Source organism: Rhizobium sp. AP16, from assembly GCF_000281735.1.
Classification (GTDB): Bacteria; Pseudomonadota; Alphaproteobacteria; order Rhizobiales; family Rhizobiaceae; genus Rhizobium; species Rhizobium rhizogenes.
Map to the genome: position 1 here is coordinate 98,164 of NZ_AJVM01000001.1, position 14,317 is coordinate 112,480.

The 14,317-nt window shown below is 61.2% G+C and carries 14 protein-coding genes; 7 read left to right on the top strand and 7 right to left on the bottom strand.

Features of this window, described 5'->3' with window-relative positions; all coding sequences use genetic code 11:
- Nucleotides 1–81: 81 nt before the first annotated feature.
- The 7 genes from PMI03_RS00420 to PMI03_RS00450 form a co-directional block, all read right to left on the bottom strand.
- The gene (locus PMI03_RS00420) at nt 82–1,776 is read right to left on the bottom strand and encodes a GMC family oxidoreductase (protein WP_007688793.1); all 1,695 of its coding nucleotides are present in this window, start codon (nt 1,774–1,776) and stop codon (nt 82–84) included.
- A complete protein-coding gene (locus PMI03_RS00425; protein WP_007688794.1) occupies nt 1,773–2,570 on the bottom strand; it encodes an ABC transporter permease in 798 nt (265 codons plus the stop codon). Before PMI03_RS00425 ends, PMI03_RS00420 begins: the two co-directional genes overlap by 4 nt.
- A 3-nt stretch (nt 2,571–2,573) precedes the next feature.
- Entirely contained in the window at nt 2,574–3,446 is an 873-nt protein-coding gene (locus tag PMI03_RS00430) for an ABC transporter permease (protein ID WP_007688796.1), read from the bottom strand.
- Nucleotides 3,447–3,471: 25 nt separating this feature from the next.
- Nucleotides 3,472–4,512 (bottom strand): ABC transporter substrate-binding protein, encoded by a 1,041-nt coding sequence (locus PMI03_RS00435; protein ID WP_007688805.1) that lies wholly within the window; start codon nt 4,510–4,512, stop codon nt 3,472–3,474.
- A gap of 64 nt (nt 4,513–4,576) precedes the next feature.
- On the bottom strand, nt 4,577–5,884 hold the full coding sequence (locus PMI03_RS00440) for an FAD-binding oxidoreductase (RefSeq protein ID WP_007688806.1): 1,308 nt from the start codon (nt 5,882–5,884) through the stop codon (nt 4,577–4,579).
- Nucleotides 5,885–5,893: 9 nt separating this feature from the next.
- On the bottom strand, nt 5,894–6,625 hold the full coding sequence (locus PMI03_RS00445; RefSeq protein WP_007688808.1) for an HAD-IA family hydrolase: 732 nt from the start codon (nt 6,623–6,625) through the stop codon (nt 5,894–5,896).
- Between the two features lie 41 nt (nt 6,626–6,666).
- Nucleotides 6,667–7,758 carry an ABC transporter ATP-binding protein gene (locus PMI03_RS00450; RefSeq protein WP_007688810.1) on the bottom strand — a complete coding sequence of 364 codons (1,092 nt, stop codon included), beginning with the start codon at nt 7,756–7,758 and terminating at the stop codon, nt 6,667–6,669.
- A 234-nt stretch (nt 7,759–7,992) separates the two neighbouring features.
- Between PMI03_RS00450 and PMI03_RS00455 the strand changes: the two genes are divergently transcribed.
- The 7 genes from PMI03_RS00455 (at nt 7,993) to PMI03_RS00485 (ending at nt 14,293) form a co-directional block, all read left to right on the top strand.
- Complete coding sequence (locus PMI03_RS00455) at nt 7,993–8,955, top strand: LysR family transcriptional regulator (protein WP_007688812.1); 963 nt, start codon at nt 7,993–7,995, stop codon at nt 8,953–8,955.
- Nucleotides 8,956–9,383: 428 nt separating this feature from the next.
- Complete coding sequence (locus tag PMI03_RS00460; protein WP_007688814.1) at nt 9,384–10,148, top strand: amino acid ABC transporter ATP-binding protein; 765 nt, start codon at nt 9,384–9,386, stop codon at nt 10,146–10,148.
- Nucleotides 10,145–10,789, top strand: a complete 645-nt coding sequence (locus PMI03_RS00465) for an amino acid ABC transporter permease (RefSeq protein WP_007688816.1) — start codon at nt 10,145–10,147, stop codon at nt 10,787–10,789. The genes PMI03_RS00460 and PMI03_RS00465 overlap by 4 nt, the downstream gene beginning before the upstream one ends.
- Complete coding sequence (locus PMI03_RS00470) at nt 10,789–11,451, top strand: amino acid ABC transporter permease (protein WP_007688819.1); 663 nt, start codon at nt 10,789–10,791, stop codon at nt 11,449–11,451. The genes PMI03_RS00465 and PMI03_RS00470 overlap by 1 nt, the downstream gene beginning before the upstream one ends.
- A gap of 24 nt (nt 11,452–11,475) precedes the next feature.
- Nucleotides 11,476–12,315 (top strand): transporter substrate-binding domain-containing protein, encoded by an 840-nt coding sequence (locus PMI03_RS00475; RefSeq protein WP_007688822.1) that lies wholly within the window; start codon nt 11,476–11,478, stop codon nt 12,313–12,315.
- A gap of 68 nt (nt 12,316–12,383) precedes the next feature.
- Complete coding sequence (locus PMI03_RS00480; RefSeq protein WP_007688824.1) at nt 12,384–13,118, top strand: aspartate/glutamate racemase family protein; 735 nt, start codon at nt 12,384–12,386, stop codon at nt 13,116–13,118.
- Between the two features lie 29 nt (nt 13,119–13,147).
- Entirely contained in the window at nt 13,148–14,293 is a 1,146-nt protein-coding gene (locus PMI03_RS00485) for an aldo/keto reductase (protein WP_007688827.1), read from the top strand.
- Nucleotides 14,294–14,317: the final 24 nt, after the last annotated feature.

Consider the following 14,317-nt stretch of genomic DNA (forward strand, 5'->3'; position numbering starts at 1 on the left):
TTTCCGCTTGTTCCTCGATGTGGCGACCACGCTGCCGAGGACTGCTCACCAACCTGGGCTTAAGCGGCATTGACATCGTGCCTATTGACCGCCCCGGATGAAATCCGCAATCCGTTCGGCGATCATGATGGTGGGTATGTTGGTGTTGGCGCAGGGGATCGATGGCATCAGCGAGGCATCGCAGACCCGCAGTCCCTCGACGCCGTAAACCCGGCCTGTAGCGGAGGTAACGGCCATGGGATCGTCCGGCGATCCCATGCGGCAGGTGCCGGAGGGATGCCAGGTGCCGCCGACGTGCCGGCGGACGAATTCGGTCAGCATCGCATCGTCGGTGAGCAGCTCTTCCATGGTGGTGCCGAGGGTGACGACGGAATGGATGAGGGCGGCACGCAAGGGACCCGCGAGGTCGAGCATCGCCGACAATGCACCGCGCTGGATCGCATTCCATGCGCCGGGAACAGCGACTTTGGCGACGCGCGGGGAATAGCTGGAGGGAAACACCGTGCCCCGATAGCCATTCATATGCGGATCGAGCAGTGCATGCGCGCCCATGCGCAATGCCAGTTTCAGTCGTTCGAGATCGCGTTCGTCCGTCAGCAGTCGGAAATCGACCTCGGGTTCCGCCAGCGGATCGTCAGACCCAAGCTTCAGGACGCCGCGCGAGTAGGACTTATTGACCCAGAAGAACAGGCTGCCCATCCGCAGGCCGACCGAATGCCAGCCGGAGCGTGACAGGATGGCGGCATGCATATCGCCCTGTGGTGTATCGGGAAGGCCAGAGGAAAAACGCCAGATCGATTGCTCGTGGTGTTCCGTGCGGTCGCGCACCCGCATTCGTGGCGGCAGATAGGCGGCGACCGCGATGGACGGATGTTCCATCAGGTTGCGGCCGATGCCCGCGCGCGATGAGATGACGGGAATGCCGAGCGCTACGAGATCCGTGCCGGGACCGATGCCGGAACGCAGCAGCAGCGCCGGGGAATGGATTGCGCCCGACGCCACGATGACTTCGTGTGCCCTGATCGTCTGGGGGCGTGTGCCCGTGAGTGTGGCGCCAATCGCCCGCGTGCCCTCGAAGAGAATACGCGTCGCGGTGCTGTCGGTGATGATCGTGAGGTTCGGGCGCCGGCGAACATCGGGTGTGAGATAGGCAATCGAGGTCGGCAGGCGTTCGCCGGCATCGCTGACGGCGACGGCGCCCCGGAACGTGCCGTTCTCCCAAGGGCCATTCTGGTCGGGCCGGATCGGATGTCCCCGTGTCTCCAGCGTCTTCATCACGCGATCGACGAAGGGCGATATCCTTTCGTCCGTGATCCGCCGGATCGACAGTGGTCCGTTCGCTCCATGCAGGGGGCCGCCGAAATCCCGGTCGGCCTCTATTCTGCGGAAATAGGGCAGGCAGCTCTCCCATCCCCATCCGGTCGCACCCAATCCCTCCCATTCGGCGTAGTCGGACGGTGCGCCGCGATTGGCCATCAGCGCGTTGATGGCGGAGCCGCCGCCGAGAATCTTCGCCTGCTCGTAGCGGCGGGATGAACGAGGGACGCTGTTTGATCGGGAAGAGCCCATCAACGCGGTGAGCGAGGACCATATGTTGCTGGTGTCGAGATAGGCGCGGCCGGGATAACGGCTGCGCACGTCATCGGGGATGTCGCCGGCGGCAATGTTGCGTCCAGCTTCGACAAGAACCACCATCCGCTTCGGATCTTCCGACAGCCGCGCCGCCAGAACGCATCCGGCCGAGCCGCCGCCGAGGATCAGGTGATCGGCAATCATGCGGCCTTCCCCTGGCGACGATCCGTGTTGCGCGCATTGATCGCCACCAGCATCACCAGGATGAAGGAAATCGCCGTCAGCAGCGAGCTGATCGATGCGATCGTCGGATCGATTTCGTCGCGCAGCGCGGTGAACATGCGCTTTGTCAGCGTCTGGTACTGGCCGCCGGAAATGAACAGCGAAACGACGGTCTCGTCCATCGCGGAAATGAAGGCAAACAGCATGCCGGAAATCACGCTGGGCCGGATCTGCGGCAGGGTGACGACGAAGAAGGTGCGCAACCGGTTCATGCCGAGGCTGCGCGACACCATCTCCTGCGTATGGTCGAATTTTCGAAGGCCGACCAGAACCGAGGTGATGACATAAGGCAGGCCGAGCATGACATTGGCGAGGATCAGGCCCGTCATGGTGGCAAGCAGGCCGATCTGGGCATAGACGAGAAAGACCCCGACGGCGGTGATGACGATCGGCACGATCAGCGGCAGGAGCAGCAGCATCTGCAGGCTGCGCACCAGCCGGGACGAGGTCATATCAAGCGCATAGGCGGCGGCCGTGCCGAAGATCGTCGCCAGGATGGCGCTCGAAACCGAGACGATAAGGCTGACGCGGGTCGCCTGCATCCATGCGGCACTGCTGAGATAGGCCTCGTACCAGCGCAGGGACCATGACGGAGGCGGGAACGACAGGAATCGGGCGCCGGAAAACGACATGGGCACGATGATGAGGATCGGGATGATCAGCCAGGCGAGGATAAGGGCGACGACGGCATAAAGCAGGATTTTGGGCATACGCATGCGTCACCTCGTTCCCATGATGCGTTCAAACGGGATGATCAGGCTCGCCAGGCGGAAGATGAGGAAGACACAGGCCATCAGCACCACGCTGATCGACGATGCCGCACCCCATTCATTGTAGACTTCGATGTTACGGGAGACCAGCATGGAGACCATGTAGGTGCGGCCGCCGCCCAGAAGTTCCGGCGTGATGTAGAAACCGAGCGTCAGCACGAAGACCAGAACCATGCCGGCGATCATGCCGGGCAGGGACAGGGGCAGGAAGACCCGCGCAAACACATGCGCCGGCGATCCGCCGAGGCTGGCTCCCGCCATCGTCAGCTCGGGCGGGATCTTCTTCATGGTCGCATAGAGCGGCAGCACCATGAAGGGCAGCAGGATATGAATGGTTGCCAGAACCGTGCCGAACTCGTTGTTGACGAGCAGCAGCGGGCTGTCGATCAGCCCGGCACTCTTCAGCGCCGAATTGACGATGCCGGTTCTCTGCAACAGGATGAGCCAGGCATAGGCGCGCACGAGCACGCTGGTCCAGAAGGGCAGCAGCACCATTGCGAGAATGAGCACGCTCCATCGCTGCGGCAGGCCCGCCGCCACATAGGCGACGGGATAGCCGAGCAGAAGCGTCGCGAGCGTCACCACGAACGCGATGCGGAAGGTTTGGAGGAAGGTCATCCAGTAGACGGAATCGGTCAGGAACCGTTCGTAGTTGACGAGCGTGAAACCGCCGTCCTGCCAGATCGACTGCCAGGCAAGCCAGAGCAGCGGCACGATCAGCAACGACACGACCACGAGCAGGGCAGGGGCAAGAAGCATCAGCATCAGCCTCTGCTCGCGCCGGTCATGACGCTCCGAAGGATTGCTTGTCGACACGGTCATGAATGACCCTCCATCGGCTGGGTGATTACTTCTGGATGAAGGATGCCCAGCGCTTCTGTGCTTCCTCGCCGGCCGGCGAACTCCACCACTTGTCCGACACCAGAACCTGCTTGGCGGCGTTCTCCGGCGAGCTTGGCATTTCAGCCGCGCGCTCCGGGGAAATCTTGCCGGTCTTGTAGGCCTCCGGATTGCCGGGGCCGTAATCGATATAAGTCGGGAAGTTCGCCTGGATCTCCGGCGTCATCGCCGCGTTGACGAATTTCACGGCGGTGTCGAGATTGGGCGCACCTTTCAGAATGCAAAGCGAGGTATATTGCAGAAAGCCCTGGTTGAATGTGTAGCTGATTGGGGCTCCTTCCTTGGCAACGGCGGTCACGCGACCGTTCCAGGCCATTTCCATATCGACCTCGCCGTCGGCAAGCAGCTGTGCCGACTGAGCGCCCGACGTCCACCAGACGGTAACGTAAGGCTTGATTTCCTCGAGCTTCTTGAAGGCGCGATCGACGTCCAGCGGATAGAGCTTGTCGGCGGGAACACCGTCGGCAAGAAGGGCTGCTTCCAGCGTGGCAAGCGGATGGTTGCGCAGTGCGCGCGTGCCCGGAAACTTCTTGATGTCCCAGAAATCCGCCCAGCTCTTCGGCGGGTTTGTTCCGAACTTGTCCTTGTTGTAGGCGAGCACGCTCGAATAGAACTCATAGGCCACGGAATAGGGGCTCTTGTATTCCGCGGGCATTTTTTCGGCATTGGGGATCTTGGAGAAATCGAGGGTCTCGATCATGCCCTGCTGGCCGCCACGGACGCAATCCTGCGTCGGCGTATCGACGACATCCCAGATCGGCTTGCCCGTTGACGTCTGGGTCTTGATGACCGGCCAGGCGTCCGGCGCGCTATCCTGATTGACGGTGATCCCGAGCAATTTGGCGACGGGATCAAGGATCGCTTTGGTCTGGGCGTCCTGATAGGCGCCGCCCTGGGATACGAAGGTGATCTGTTCAGCCGAAGCAAGGCCGGCCGAGAGGGCGATGGCTGACGCGGAAAGCACGAGAGTGGAAAATTTCAGTATCATGTCCGTTCTCCTCTTTTGGCAGGATTTCAAACCCCGCTTTTTTTGATGCGTGAAATGCTGGGTCTTATCGCCCGATTGCATCCAGGAACTGGTACCAGCCGGCGACGAGCCGGACGGCGGGTTCCCGGATGGGATAGAAGGGAACGGGTTTCAACCGTTCGGAAGTCAGAAGTCCGAGGTCGGGGCTCTCGCCTGCGATGATCGCGGCGACGTGTTTGCCCATGCTGGAGGCAAGCGCCACGCCGGTGCCGTTGTAACCGACCGCATAAACGACGCGTTCGTCCAGCCGTCCCACATGCGGAATGCTGTCCATGGTCATGGCGACGAGACCGGACCACCGATGGGTAACGGCGGCGTCGGAAAGTTCCGGGAACTGTCGCACCATCGCTTTGTGCAGCGCGGCGAAGGCGCTTTCAGAATCCGTCTTGCCGAAGGCGCCGCGGCCGCCATAGAGCAGCCGATCACCCGCCTTGCGAAACCAGCGCATCATCCGCCGGGTCTCGGTGTAGCTGCGGCCATTGGCCAAGAGAGCGCCCCCGGCTTTGCCGGACAGCGGTTCCGTGGCGATCATGGCCGAGCGGAAGGGGATGATCGCCTTGCGGACTGCCGTCGTCGCGCGTGTCAGGTCGGAATAGGAGTTGGTGGCGATCACGGCCTGTCTGGCGGTGATGGTGCCGTGAGGCGTTTCCAGACACACGCCGGAGCTCTCGCGCCTGAGGCCGGTGACCGGGGCATTCTCGAAGATGTGGATACCGGCGGCCTTCAGCCCGGCGGCAATGCCGAACACGAAATTGAGGGGGTGAATGACACCGCCATGGGTGTTGAGCATGCCGCCGGTGAAATCCCGCGAGCCGGTTTCCCTTTCCATGTCCCCCGGTGAAAGGATGGAGCAGGCGCTGTCGCCGAGCGCCTGCTGCAGCCAGTCCACTTCCGTCTTGAGAGCCTCAAGCGAGACCGCATTGTGGGCGCAGCGCAGCGAGCCCGTCGGCCGGTAGCCGGCGGATGCGATGCCGTAATCCTCGACCAGCTCGCCGACATGCTCGATGGCTTCGATACCGAGATCGTGCATGCGGCGGGCGGTCTCGATGCCGAACCGGCTGGCGATCTCGGAAAAGGCGAGCCGGAACTTTCCGGAGACGACGCCGCCATTGCGCCCGCTTGCGCCCCAGCCGATACGGTTTGCTTCCAGCACCACGGATGACAGGCCTCGGCGGGCGAGGTAACGGGCCGTGCTCAGGCCCGTATAACCGCCGCCGATAATGGCTACGTCATAGCGATGATCGCCCGACAGCGTGCCGAAGACCGGACGGTCTACGGCTGTCTCCTGCCAGAGGGAGTTGATATCGGGAAAGGGAGGGTGGGCGGCGGCCATCGTCTTTCCTCAGGCCGCGCTTGCGGTCTGAATACCCGCGGCAAGCTCCGCGTCAACGGCGTCGGCAAGCTGTTTCAGCGAGGAGAAATGGAAATCCGGCTTCGTCAGTACCTTGGGTTCCGGCGTGCCGCCAAACCCCTTCTGACCCTGACGCCGCTCGATCCAGCATGTCGTGTAACCGAGCTCCTTGGCCACGCCGATATCGTGGTGCTGGCTCTGGGCAACGTGCAAGATTTCCGACTGCTTGAAGCCGGAAGCGGATTGGCGGCCCTTGTTGAAGGCGAAGAACTGCGGATTGGGCTTGGCGCATCCCGTTTCGTCGCAGGTGACGCTGTCGTGGAACGGATTGCCGAGCGTGTCCGAATAGGCCGAGAAGGCCGTGCGGTCTGCATTCGTCATCGCCACCAGCCGGAAATTCTTGCGCAGGCGTGCCAGAGCCTCGACCGAGTCCGAGAAGGCCGGCCAGCGCAGGACCGCCAGCTGAAAGGCTTCCGCGGTCGCATCATCTTTCACGAAGCCGCATTCCGTCGCCAGGGAGAGATAGACGTCCTTCATGGCAAAGGAGGAGCGGCCGTAAAACTTGTCCCGGCCGCGCTTGTAAGGCTCGAAGATCTCGTCATCGGAGGCTGCGGCTGCCTTCTCCCCGCCGAGAGCCCGAACGGCATTCAGGACACCCGTTTCGAAATCGATCAAAGTGCCGACGACATCGAAGGTCATGACCTTGAATTCGGTGAGTTTCATAGTCTTTTTTCCTTGTTGACTGTAAGAATGAACGTGAGATTTCAGGATGCTTCCGGCACGATGATCGTGTCTTCGGGATGCAGTGCCACGGTAATCGGGTCGCCCGGTTTCTTGAGTTGCGCGCGGCCCGCATGATTGCTTGGGAGCCTTAGGCTGAGGTCGCCACCGGATGACAGCGTCAGGAAAACCCGGATGCTTTCGCCCTGATAAAGTGTGTCGGTCACCGTTCCCGTCAGCCGGTTCGATGCCGATGGTTCGCTGCCATCGGCGACGACGAGCTTTTCGGAATGGACAGCCAGATGCAGGTGGCCGTTCTGTGGAACGCGATGCGACGTGCGCAGGACTGTGTCGCCCAACCTTACGGTGTCGTCGCCTTCACGCTTGACCGACAGCAGCGTTGCCTCGCCGATGAAGCGGGCGACGAAGGAATCCGCCGGATGGTCATGAAGCTGCTCCGGCGTGTCCACCTGCACGAACCGGCCCTTGTTCATGATGGCAACGCGATCGCTCATCGTCAGGGCCTCACGCTGGTCGTGGGTGACGTAGATGATGGTTGCGCCAAGCCGCTTGTGCAGGCGCTTGAGTTCGATCTGCATGGTCTCCCGCAGCTGCTTGTCGAGCGCGGAAAGTGGCTCGTCCATCAGGATCAGTCCCGGCTCGAAAATCATGGCGCGAGCGAGTGCGACACGCTGGCGCTGGCCGCCGGAAAGCTCATGAACGCGCCGCTCTCCGTATCCGGTCAGTTCGACCATATCGAGCGCTTCCCGCAGCTTCTTTGGCCAGTCCGATTTCGGCAGACGGCGTGCCCTGAGCGGAAATGTGATGTTCTCGGCGACACTCATATGCGGAAAGAGCGCATAGTTCTGGAAGACGATGCCGATATTGCGCTTGTGCGGAGGCTCGAATGTAATATCCCGTTCGCCGAGCCAGATGGATCCGGACGTGGGCTGCACAAAGCCTCCCAGAATACCCAGAAAGGTCGTCTTTCCCGACCCGGAAGGCCCGAGGATCGAGACGAATTCTCCCGCAGCCACTTCCAGGCTGACATTGTCCAGCGCCCGGAATTCTCCATAGCTCTTGTTTGCAGCGCGAATGGAAACGCCCAAACGCTCAGCGCTCTTTAGATCAATCATATGATTCCACTGCAAAATTTACACGCGCGGATGCCGAACCGACACGCGCTGCATTCATTGTTGAGTAGAAACCTGGACATGTGGCCCATGCCGGAACGCTGTGCGTCCGGCAGGTCTACATATCCTGTTCCCCGATTTTCCTTGAAGGTCTTCCGCCTTCCTTGATCGGCAACAGACCAAAGAACCGAGATGTCCGCAATTGAAAAAAAGTTCAGAAAGGTGTTACATTATGTAATGAACAAGCTGCGCCGATCCCTGCCGTCCATGAATGGCCTCTTTACTTTCGAGGCCGCGGCGCGCTGCGGCAACTTCTCCAAGGCAGCCGACGAGCTCAACGTCACGCCGGCGGCCGTCAGCCGGATGATCGCGCGTCTGGAGGAACATCTCGATACGGCGCTGTTCAGTCGTCAGCCGGGAGGTGTCGGCCTGACCGAATCCGGCCGCATACTCTTCGATGCGATTGCGCGCGGCTTTTCGGCAATCGAGAACGCGCTGCGCGAAATCGAGGATCGCCGCATCGGCATTCAAACGGTCTCCCTGTCGGTTTCGACCGGTTTCACCACCCATTGGATGATGCCGCGCATGGCGGAATTCAAGAAGCAGTTTCCAACCGTCGATTTGCGTTTCCAACTCGTGATGGGCGCACTGGCCGGCCCGGTCAACGACGTGGATCTTGGGATGCGCTTCGTCAACGGCTCGGATGAGCGGCATGAGGCGGTTTTCGTCATGCCGGAAATTCTGGTCCCGATCTGCAGTCCCGCCTATCGGGAAAGCCATGGGCCGGATGGCAACGACATGAAGCGGAGCCCCGACACTACCATCAATCTCAGCGACGCTCAGCCGAACTGGTCGAGCCTGTTTTCTCCGGCGAACGAGGGCGACGCGGTCAACTCGATGATCTTTTCCGACTATGCCATCGTGGTGCAGGCAGCGCTTCTCGGGCAGGGCGTTGCGCTCGGATGGCTGAACGTTGTTGCGCATTGGCTACGAACCGAGGCGCTGGTGCCGGCGCGCGAGCATCTGATGACGACCGGCCGGCAATGCCATCTCGTCCGCCTGCGGGACAAGCCGGCCCGCGCCATCGTCACGCAGGTCCGCGACTGGATGATCGCCGAACTCAATAGTGACATCGTCGCGGTAGACGCGCTTTATCCGACACTCGGGCTGGATCCTGGGAGCTGGTCGAAAGCAGGATAGTGACTTGCGGTGCATTCTCTATGCAGCGCGTTTGAGACTTCGCTGAACGTCTCCTGACACAATGCGGGCAAGACAAATGGCATGACCACGGGATCGATGGTTCGGCCTTGCTCAAGGCGATAGCGTCTTCGGAAGCCAACACAAATTCCCTCGAGGTTCATAACCTCAAGTTATATGCGCGCGCAATTTTTTTGCAGTCCCACGGCTGGGCCATGATGATAACCTTCAGGCAATAAAAGTGGGAACTAAGCCGTTTTGGAAACGTAAAGCGGCCGAAAAAAGCAAGATCCATGCCGCCATCGAACAGGTCGCTTCCGGCCCTGCTTGCGCGTGCATGTTGAGCGGGAGTCCATGGCATTGGTAATATCGTTTGCAAATGGCGAGGGCTTGGCGTGCTTTTCTAGCGAGGGCGCGAGGCTGCGTCGGACATGAAGGATGCCTCCGGAAAGGCTCTCATCGGCCTACACTTACTCAGTAAGCGCTACGGAACGCATACGGTCCTCGACAAGATCGATCTCGAAGTTGGTTCAGGCGAGGTTCTCGCCATCATTGGGCCCAGCGGTTCGGGAAAGAGCACGCTGCTTCGCTGCATCAATTATCTCGAGCCGCCATCGGGCGGTACGATCACCATAGGTCCAACGACGATCAATGCGGCGCAACCGGTGTCGCGCACCGAGCTGTCGAGCCTGCGTCGGCGTGTCGGCATGGTTTTTCAGTCGTTCAACCTTTTCCCCCACATGTCGGTGCTGCGCAATGTCAGCCTCGCGCAGGAACGGGTGCTCGGCCGCAGCCGGGCCGAAGCGGACGAGCGTTCGATGCAACTGCTAAGCCGGGTCGGGTTGACCGATAAGGCTGCGCAGTTTCCGGGGCGCTGTTCGGGCGGACAACAGCAGCGGATCGCCATCGCCCGCGCTCTGGCGCTCGATCCCGAGGTCATGTTGTTCGACGAGCCGACGTCGGCGCTCGATCCGGAGCTGGGGCTCGAGGTGTTGGCGGTCATGCGCGAACTGGCAACCAGCGGGATGACGATGATCGTCGTGACCCACGAAATGGGTTTTGCCGAAAACGTATCCGACACGGTGATGATCATGGCGGATGGCCAGATCGTGGAAAAAGGTCCGTCGGCCGAGGTCATGCGCAATCCGCAGCACGAGCGGACGCGCCGCTTCCTCCGTGCGGTGCATGATCGATGAGCGCTGCCGATCTTCTTATGTTTGTCCGCGGTCTCGCCTGGACCACCGCCTTGACCATCGGTTCCTTCGCGATCGGCGCCATCCTTGCCATACCGCTTCTGGCAGCACGCCGAAGCCGGTTTTTCCCGGTGCGCTTCCTTGCCTCGGTCGCGATCCAGATCGTGCGTGCCATTCCGCCGATCCTCTGGTTGTTCATCATCTTCTTTGGTCTCGGGATAAGCCTTTTCCCGATCAGCCCGTTCGTGGCGGCGCTTGCCGGCCTTGGCCTCATCGCGGCCGCGAACATGGCGGAAATCTATCGCGGCGCCCTGAGCTCGATCCACCATGGTCAATGGGAGGCCTGTGCGGCGCTGGATCTTGGTCGGTGGTCTACGATGAAGGATGTCGTGGCGCCGCAGGCCTTCAGAGTGGCTCTGCCGTCGGCGGCAAGTTATCTCATCGGCCTGATGAAAGAGACGGCGGTCGCTTCGACGATCGGGGTGACGGAGCTCGCCTACCAGGGCAACCAGCTTTCGCAGCTAACGTTCCGCGGTCTGGAAATCTTCGCCTTCGTCGGACTTTTCTACATTTTTCTCAGCCTGCCGGTGGCCTGGCTGTCGCGCCTGGCCGACGCTCATCTCCGATCCAGGGTGGTGCGCTGATGTTTCCAAGCTACGACGAAATCGTTACCTGGATGCCCGAGCTTCTTGGCGGTCTTTCCATCAGCCTTCAGGTCACTGCGCTCAGCCTGTTGCTTGGCATTCCTTTCGGGCTTTTGCTGGCGTTGGGCGTGCTGGCGCGCAGCAAGGCGCTGCGGGCCGTTTCGCTCATTCTCGTGGAAGTGGGACGCGGCGCCCCGGCGCTGGTGCTGCTGCAATTCATCTATTTCGGGTTGCCGAGCGTCGGGCTGACGATCGAGTCCTTTGCGGCGGCGGTGATCGCGCTTGCCTGGAACACCGGCGCCTATACCAGCGAGATCATCCGGGCGAGCCTGCAATCGATCGCGCACGGCCAGCGCGAGGCCGCCGAGGCGCTCGGCCTCAATCGGACCGACGAGTTGCGCTTCGTCCTGCTTCCGCAGGGCCTGCGCGTGGCGTTGCCGGCGCTTCTCGGCTTCTCGATCCTCATTTTCCAGGGCACGTCGCTGTGTTTCACGATTGCCCTGCCGGAACTCGTGAGCCGTGCTTACGAGATCGGTTCCACCACCTTCCGCTATTTCCCGGCCCTGCTTTGCGCCGGTGCGCTCTATGCCTGCATTTCGATACCCGCCGCCCTCCTCGTCAGCCACGTCGAGAAGCGCGCAAGTCTCTATGCTCAACATTAACCTTCCACAGAAAGGAATTCCGGCATGCCCGCATTCAAGTCCAAGGCTTACCTCCTTCTGTCCGGCATTGCCGGCATGCTCCTGTCGGCCCAGATTACGCATGCCGCGGACTGCACGCCGCAGCACAAGTTCACCACCATCGAGCCCGGCACGCTGACGGTTGCCGTCACGACCTATGCGCCGCACTCCTATCTGGACGACAGCGGCGGCATGAAGGGGATAGACGGCGATATCGCCGCCGAATTCGCCAAGCGCGAATGCCTGAAGGTCAAGGCGGTTGCCGTCGATCCCGCCGCGGCGATCCAGTATGTTCTTTCCGGCCAGGCTGATATCACCACCGGCGACTGGTATCGCACCGCCGAGCGGGCCAAGGTCATGAGCCTTTCCGCGCCGCTCTACACGGACCAGATGGCGATCTATTCGAAGCAGGACTTCAAGAAGGTATCCGATCTCGAAGGCAAAAAGGTCGGCACCGTCCAGGGTTATCTCTGGGTTTCCGATCTGAAGACGCTGCTCGGTGCGTCGCTAAAGCTCTATCCGAACTCCGTCAACATGCAGCAGGATCTGTTTGCCGGCCGTATCGATGTCGCCGTCGACGGCTATTCGACAGGGGTTGTCGCCGCACAGAAAGGTGCGCTGAAGGATGTCAAGGTTGCCGTCGCAACCGCGGATCCGCGCGTGAAGGCGACCAAGGAGGCCGCACAGGCTGGCTTCCCCTATTCGTTGAAGGCGAAGGAATTCGGTGAAGCGCTCGATAGCAATATCGAGGCGATGCACAAGGACGGAACGATCGTCAAGATCCTGAAGTCTTATGGCCTTGACGGCACGGCGGGCGAAACCGGCGCTCCGCGCCTGGTGCAGTAAGGCCATGGTGCGCGGGGGAGGCGATCTTCCCCCGCTTGCCCGCGAACAGATATAGGGAGACATCGGCGATGACGGTCTACACGGTCACGCGCAAGACGCAGTCATGGTACGGGGAACAGATCGGCATCCTGATCCTCGATGCGGCCTATCCTTGTGTTCCCGGCAATGTCGGGAATGCTTCCACCTACACCTATCCCGTCCGGTTTCAGGAAGTGCGCGGCGCGTCGATCGACAGGCTTCTGAACCAGCGCGATCCCGCCCTGAAGGAGGCTTTCGTCGAAGCAGCACTGGAATTGCAGAGCCGGGGCGTTAAGGCCATTACCGGTGCCTGCGGCTTCATGGCCTATTTTCAGGAGGAAGTGGCAGCCGCGCTCGATATCCCGGTCTTCTTGTCCAGCCTGATGCAGGTTCCCTTCATGCACGCACTTTGCGGCGGCAGCGTTGGTATCATCACGGCCAATGCCTCGCGGCTCACGCCGCGGCATTTCAAGGCTTGCAACATCCCGGACAGCATTCCCCTGGCGATCGCGGGCATGGAGGACCAGACGGAGTTTCGTCAAGCAATCCTTGAAGAAAAGGGAACGCTGGATTCAGCGGAGATCGAACGCGAGGTGACGCAGGTCGCCCGCCGTCTGGTGGAAGAACATCCCGACGTGCGTTCCATCCTGCTGGAGTGCAGCGATCTGCCGCCCTATGCCCATGCGGTGCAAGCAGCCACGGGACGCCCTATCTTCGACTTCATCACGATGATCAACTACGTCCGGCAGAGCATTGCCCACCGGCCTTACGTCGGGAGCATGTGACGCCAGCGGTTTCGACCAGGAGGTCAACCATGTCTGTCGATGAATATTACCTGCTCGGGCGCTCGGGGCTGCGCGTCAGCCGTCTGGCGCTCGGCACGATGACCTTTGGCAATGGTGGCATTCGCGGTATCGGCGGAAGCTGGGGGGCGGACGAGGCGACCGCACGGGCGATCTTCAACCGCTACATCGCCGCCGGCGGCAATTTCATCGACACTGCCAATTCCTATGCCGGGGGGTTGAGTGAAAAACTTGTCGGCGCCTTCGTCGCCGAAATGGGTTTGCGCGATGACGTCGTCATCACCACGAAATTCTCCAACAATGTTTCGCCCGGTAATCCCAATGCCGGCGGCAACGGTCGCAAGGCGATGCTGCAGGCGGTCGATGCCTCGCTCAAGCGCCTGAAGACCGATTATATCGACCTCTATCTGCTGCATACGTGGGATCGCATGACGCCGGCCGAGGAAGTCATGCGAACGTTCGACGATCTCGTGCGTGCCGGCAAGATCCGTTATGCCGGGTTCTCCGACGTGCCCGGCTGGTATGCCGCGCGCGCTCAGACATGGGCCGAGGCGCATGCGCTCACCCAGCCCATCTGCTTGCAATTGCCTTATTCACTGGTCGAGCGGAGCATCGAGCACGAGTTCATGCCGCTCGCCGAGGCGCTTGGTCTCGGCATCACCGCATGGAGCCCGCTTGCCATGGGGCTTCTATCTGGAAAATACCGTCCCGGTTCGACAGAGCAGGGGCGGCTTTCGCAAGATGCATCCGGCGGCGGCCTTGGATTGTTCACCGAACGCAATACGCGCATCCTCGCTGTGCTGGAAAGGATTGCCGGCGAACTGGGGCGCAGCATGGCGCAGGTGGCGCTGAACTGGTGCGTCAATCGCCCGGGCGTGGCAGCCGCGATTATCGGCGCGAGCCGGCTCTCCCAACTCGACGACAATCTCGCTGCGCTGGATTTTACAATTCCGCCCGAGTTCCGGTCCGAGCTCGATAGCGCCACCGCCATCGAGGCACTCTATCCCTATGCGCTCTTTGCGGACGACTATCAGGCCGCGATTTTGAATGCAGGCGCTTATGTTGGCGATAAGCCGCCGAGCTACAGACGGGAAATCCTGCTGCCCAAGATCACGGACTATACATTCGGCCAGCCGAAGGCCAAGGATCCGGATTGAATGCCCAACCCTCGACCAATCAGC

Excerpts from the sequence above, each read along its gene's own strand:
- PMI03_RS00420 (WP_007688793.1), bottom strand. The coding sequence starts at position 1,776 with ATGATTGCCGATCACCTGATCCTCGGCGGCGGCTCGGCCGGATGCGTT.
- PMI03_RS00440 (WP_007688806.1), bottom strand. The coding sequence starts at position 5,884 with ATGGCCGCCGCCCACCCTCCCTTTCCCGATATCAACTCCCTCTGGCAG.
- PMI03_RS00460 (WP_007688814.1), top strand. The coding sequence starts at position 9,384 with ATGAAGGATGCCTCCGGAAAGGCTCTCATCGGCCTACACTTACTCAGT.
- PMI03_RS00435 (WP_007688805.1), bottom strand. The coding sequence starts at position 4,512 with ATGATACTGAAATTTTCCACTCTCGTGCTTTCCGCGTCAGCCATCGCC.
- PMI03_RS00475 (WP_007688822.1), top strand. The coding sequence starts at position 11,476 with ATGCCCGCATTCAAGTCCAAGGCTTACCTCCTTCTGTCCGGCATTGCC.
- PMI03_RS00450 (WP_007688810.1), bottom strand. The coding sequence starts at position 7,758 with ATGATTGATCTAAAGAGCGCTGAGCGTTTGGGCGTTTCCATTCGCGCT.
- PMI03_RS00445 (WP_007688808.1), bottom strand. The coding sequence starts at position 6,625 with ATGAAACTCACCGAATTCAAGGTCATGACCTTCGATGTCGTCGGCACT.
- PMI03_RS00480 (WP_007688824.1), top strand. The coding sequence starts at position 12,384 with ATGACGGTCTACACGGTCACGCGCAAGACGCAGTCATGGTACGGGGAA.
- PMI03_RS00465 (WP_007688816.1), top strand. The coding sequence starts at position 10,145 with ATGAGCGCTGCCGATCTTCTTATGTTTGTCCGCGGTCTCGCCTGGACC.
- PMI03_RS00485 (WP_007688827.1), top strand. The coding sequence starts at position 13,148 with ATGTCTGTCGATGAATATTACCTGCTCGGGCGCTCGGGGCTGCGCGTC.
- PMI03_RS00425 (WP_007688794.1), bottom strand. The coding sequence starts at position 2,570 with ATGCGTATGCCCAAAATCCTGCTTTATGCCGTCGTCGCCCTTATCCTC.
- PMI03_RS00455 (WP_007688812.1), top strand. The coding sequence starts at position 7,993 with ATGAACAAGCTGCGCCGATCCCTGCCGTCCATGAATGGCCTCTTTACT.
- PMI03_RS00470 (WP_007688819.1), top strand. The coding sequence starts at position 10,789 with ATGTTTCCAAGCTACGACGAAATCGTTACCTGGATGCCCGAGCTTCTT.
- PMI03_RS00430 (WP_007688796.1), bottom strand. The coding sequence starts at position 3,446 with ATGACCGTGTCGACAAGCAATCCTTCGGAGCGTCATGACCGGCGCGAG.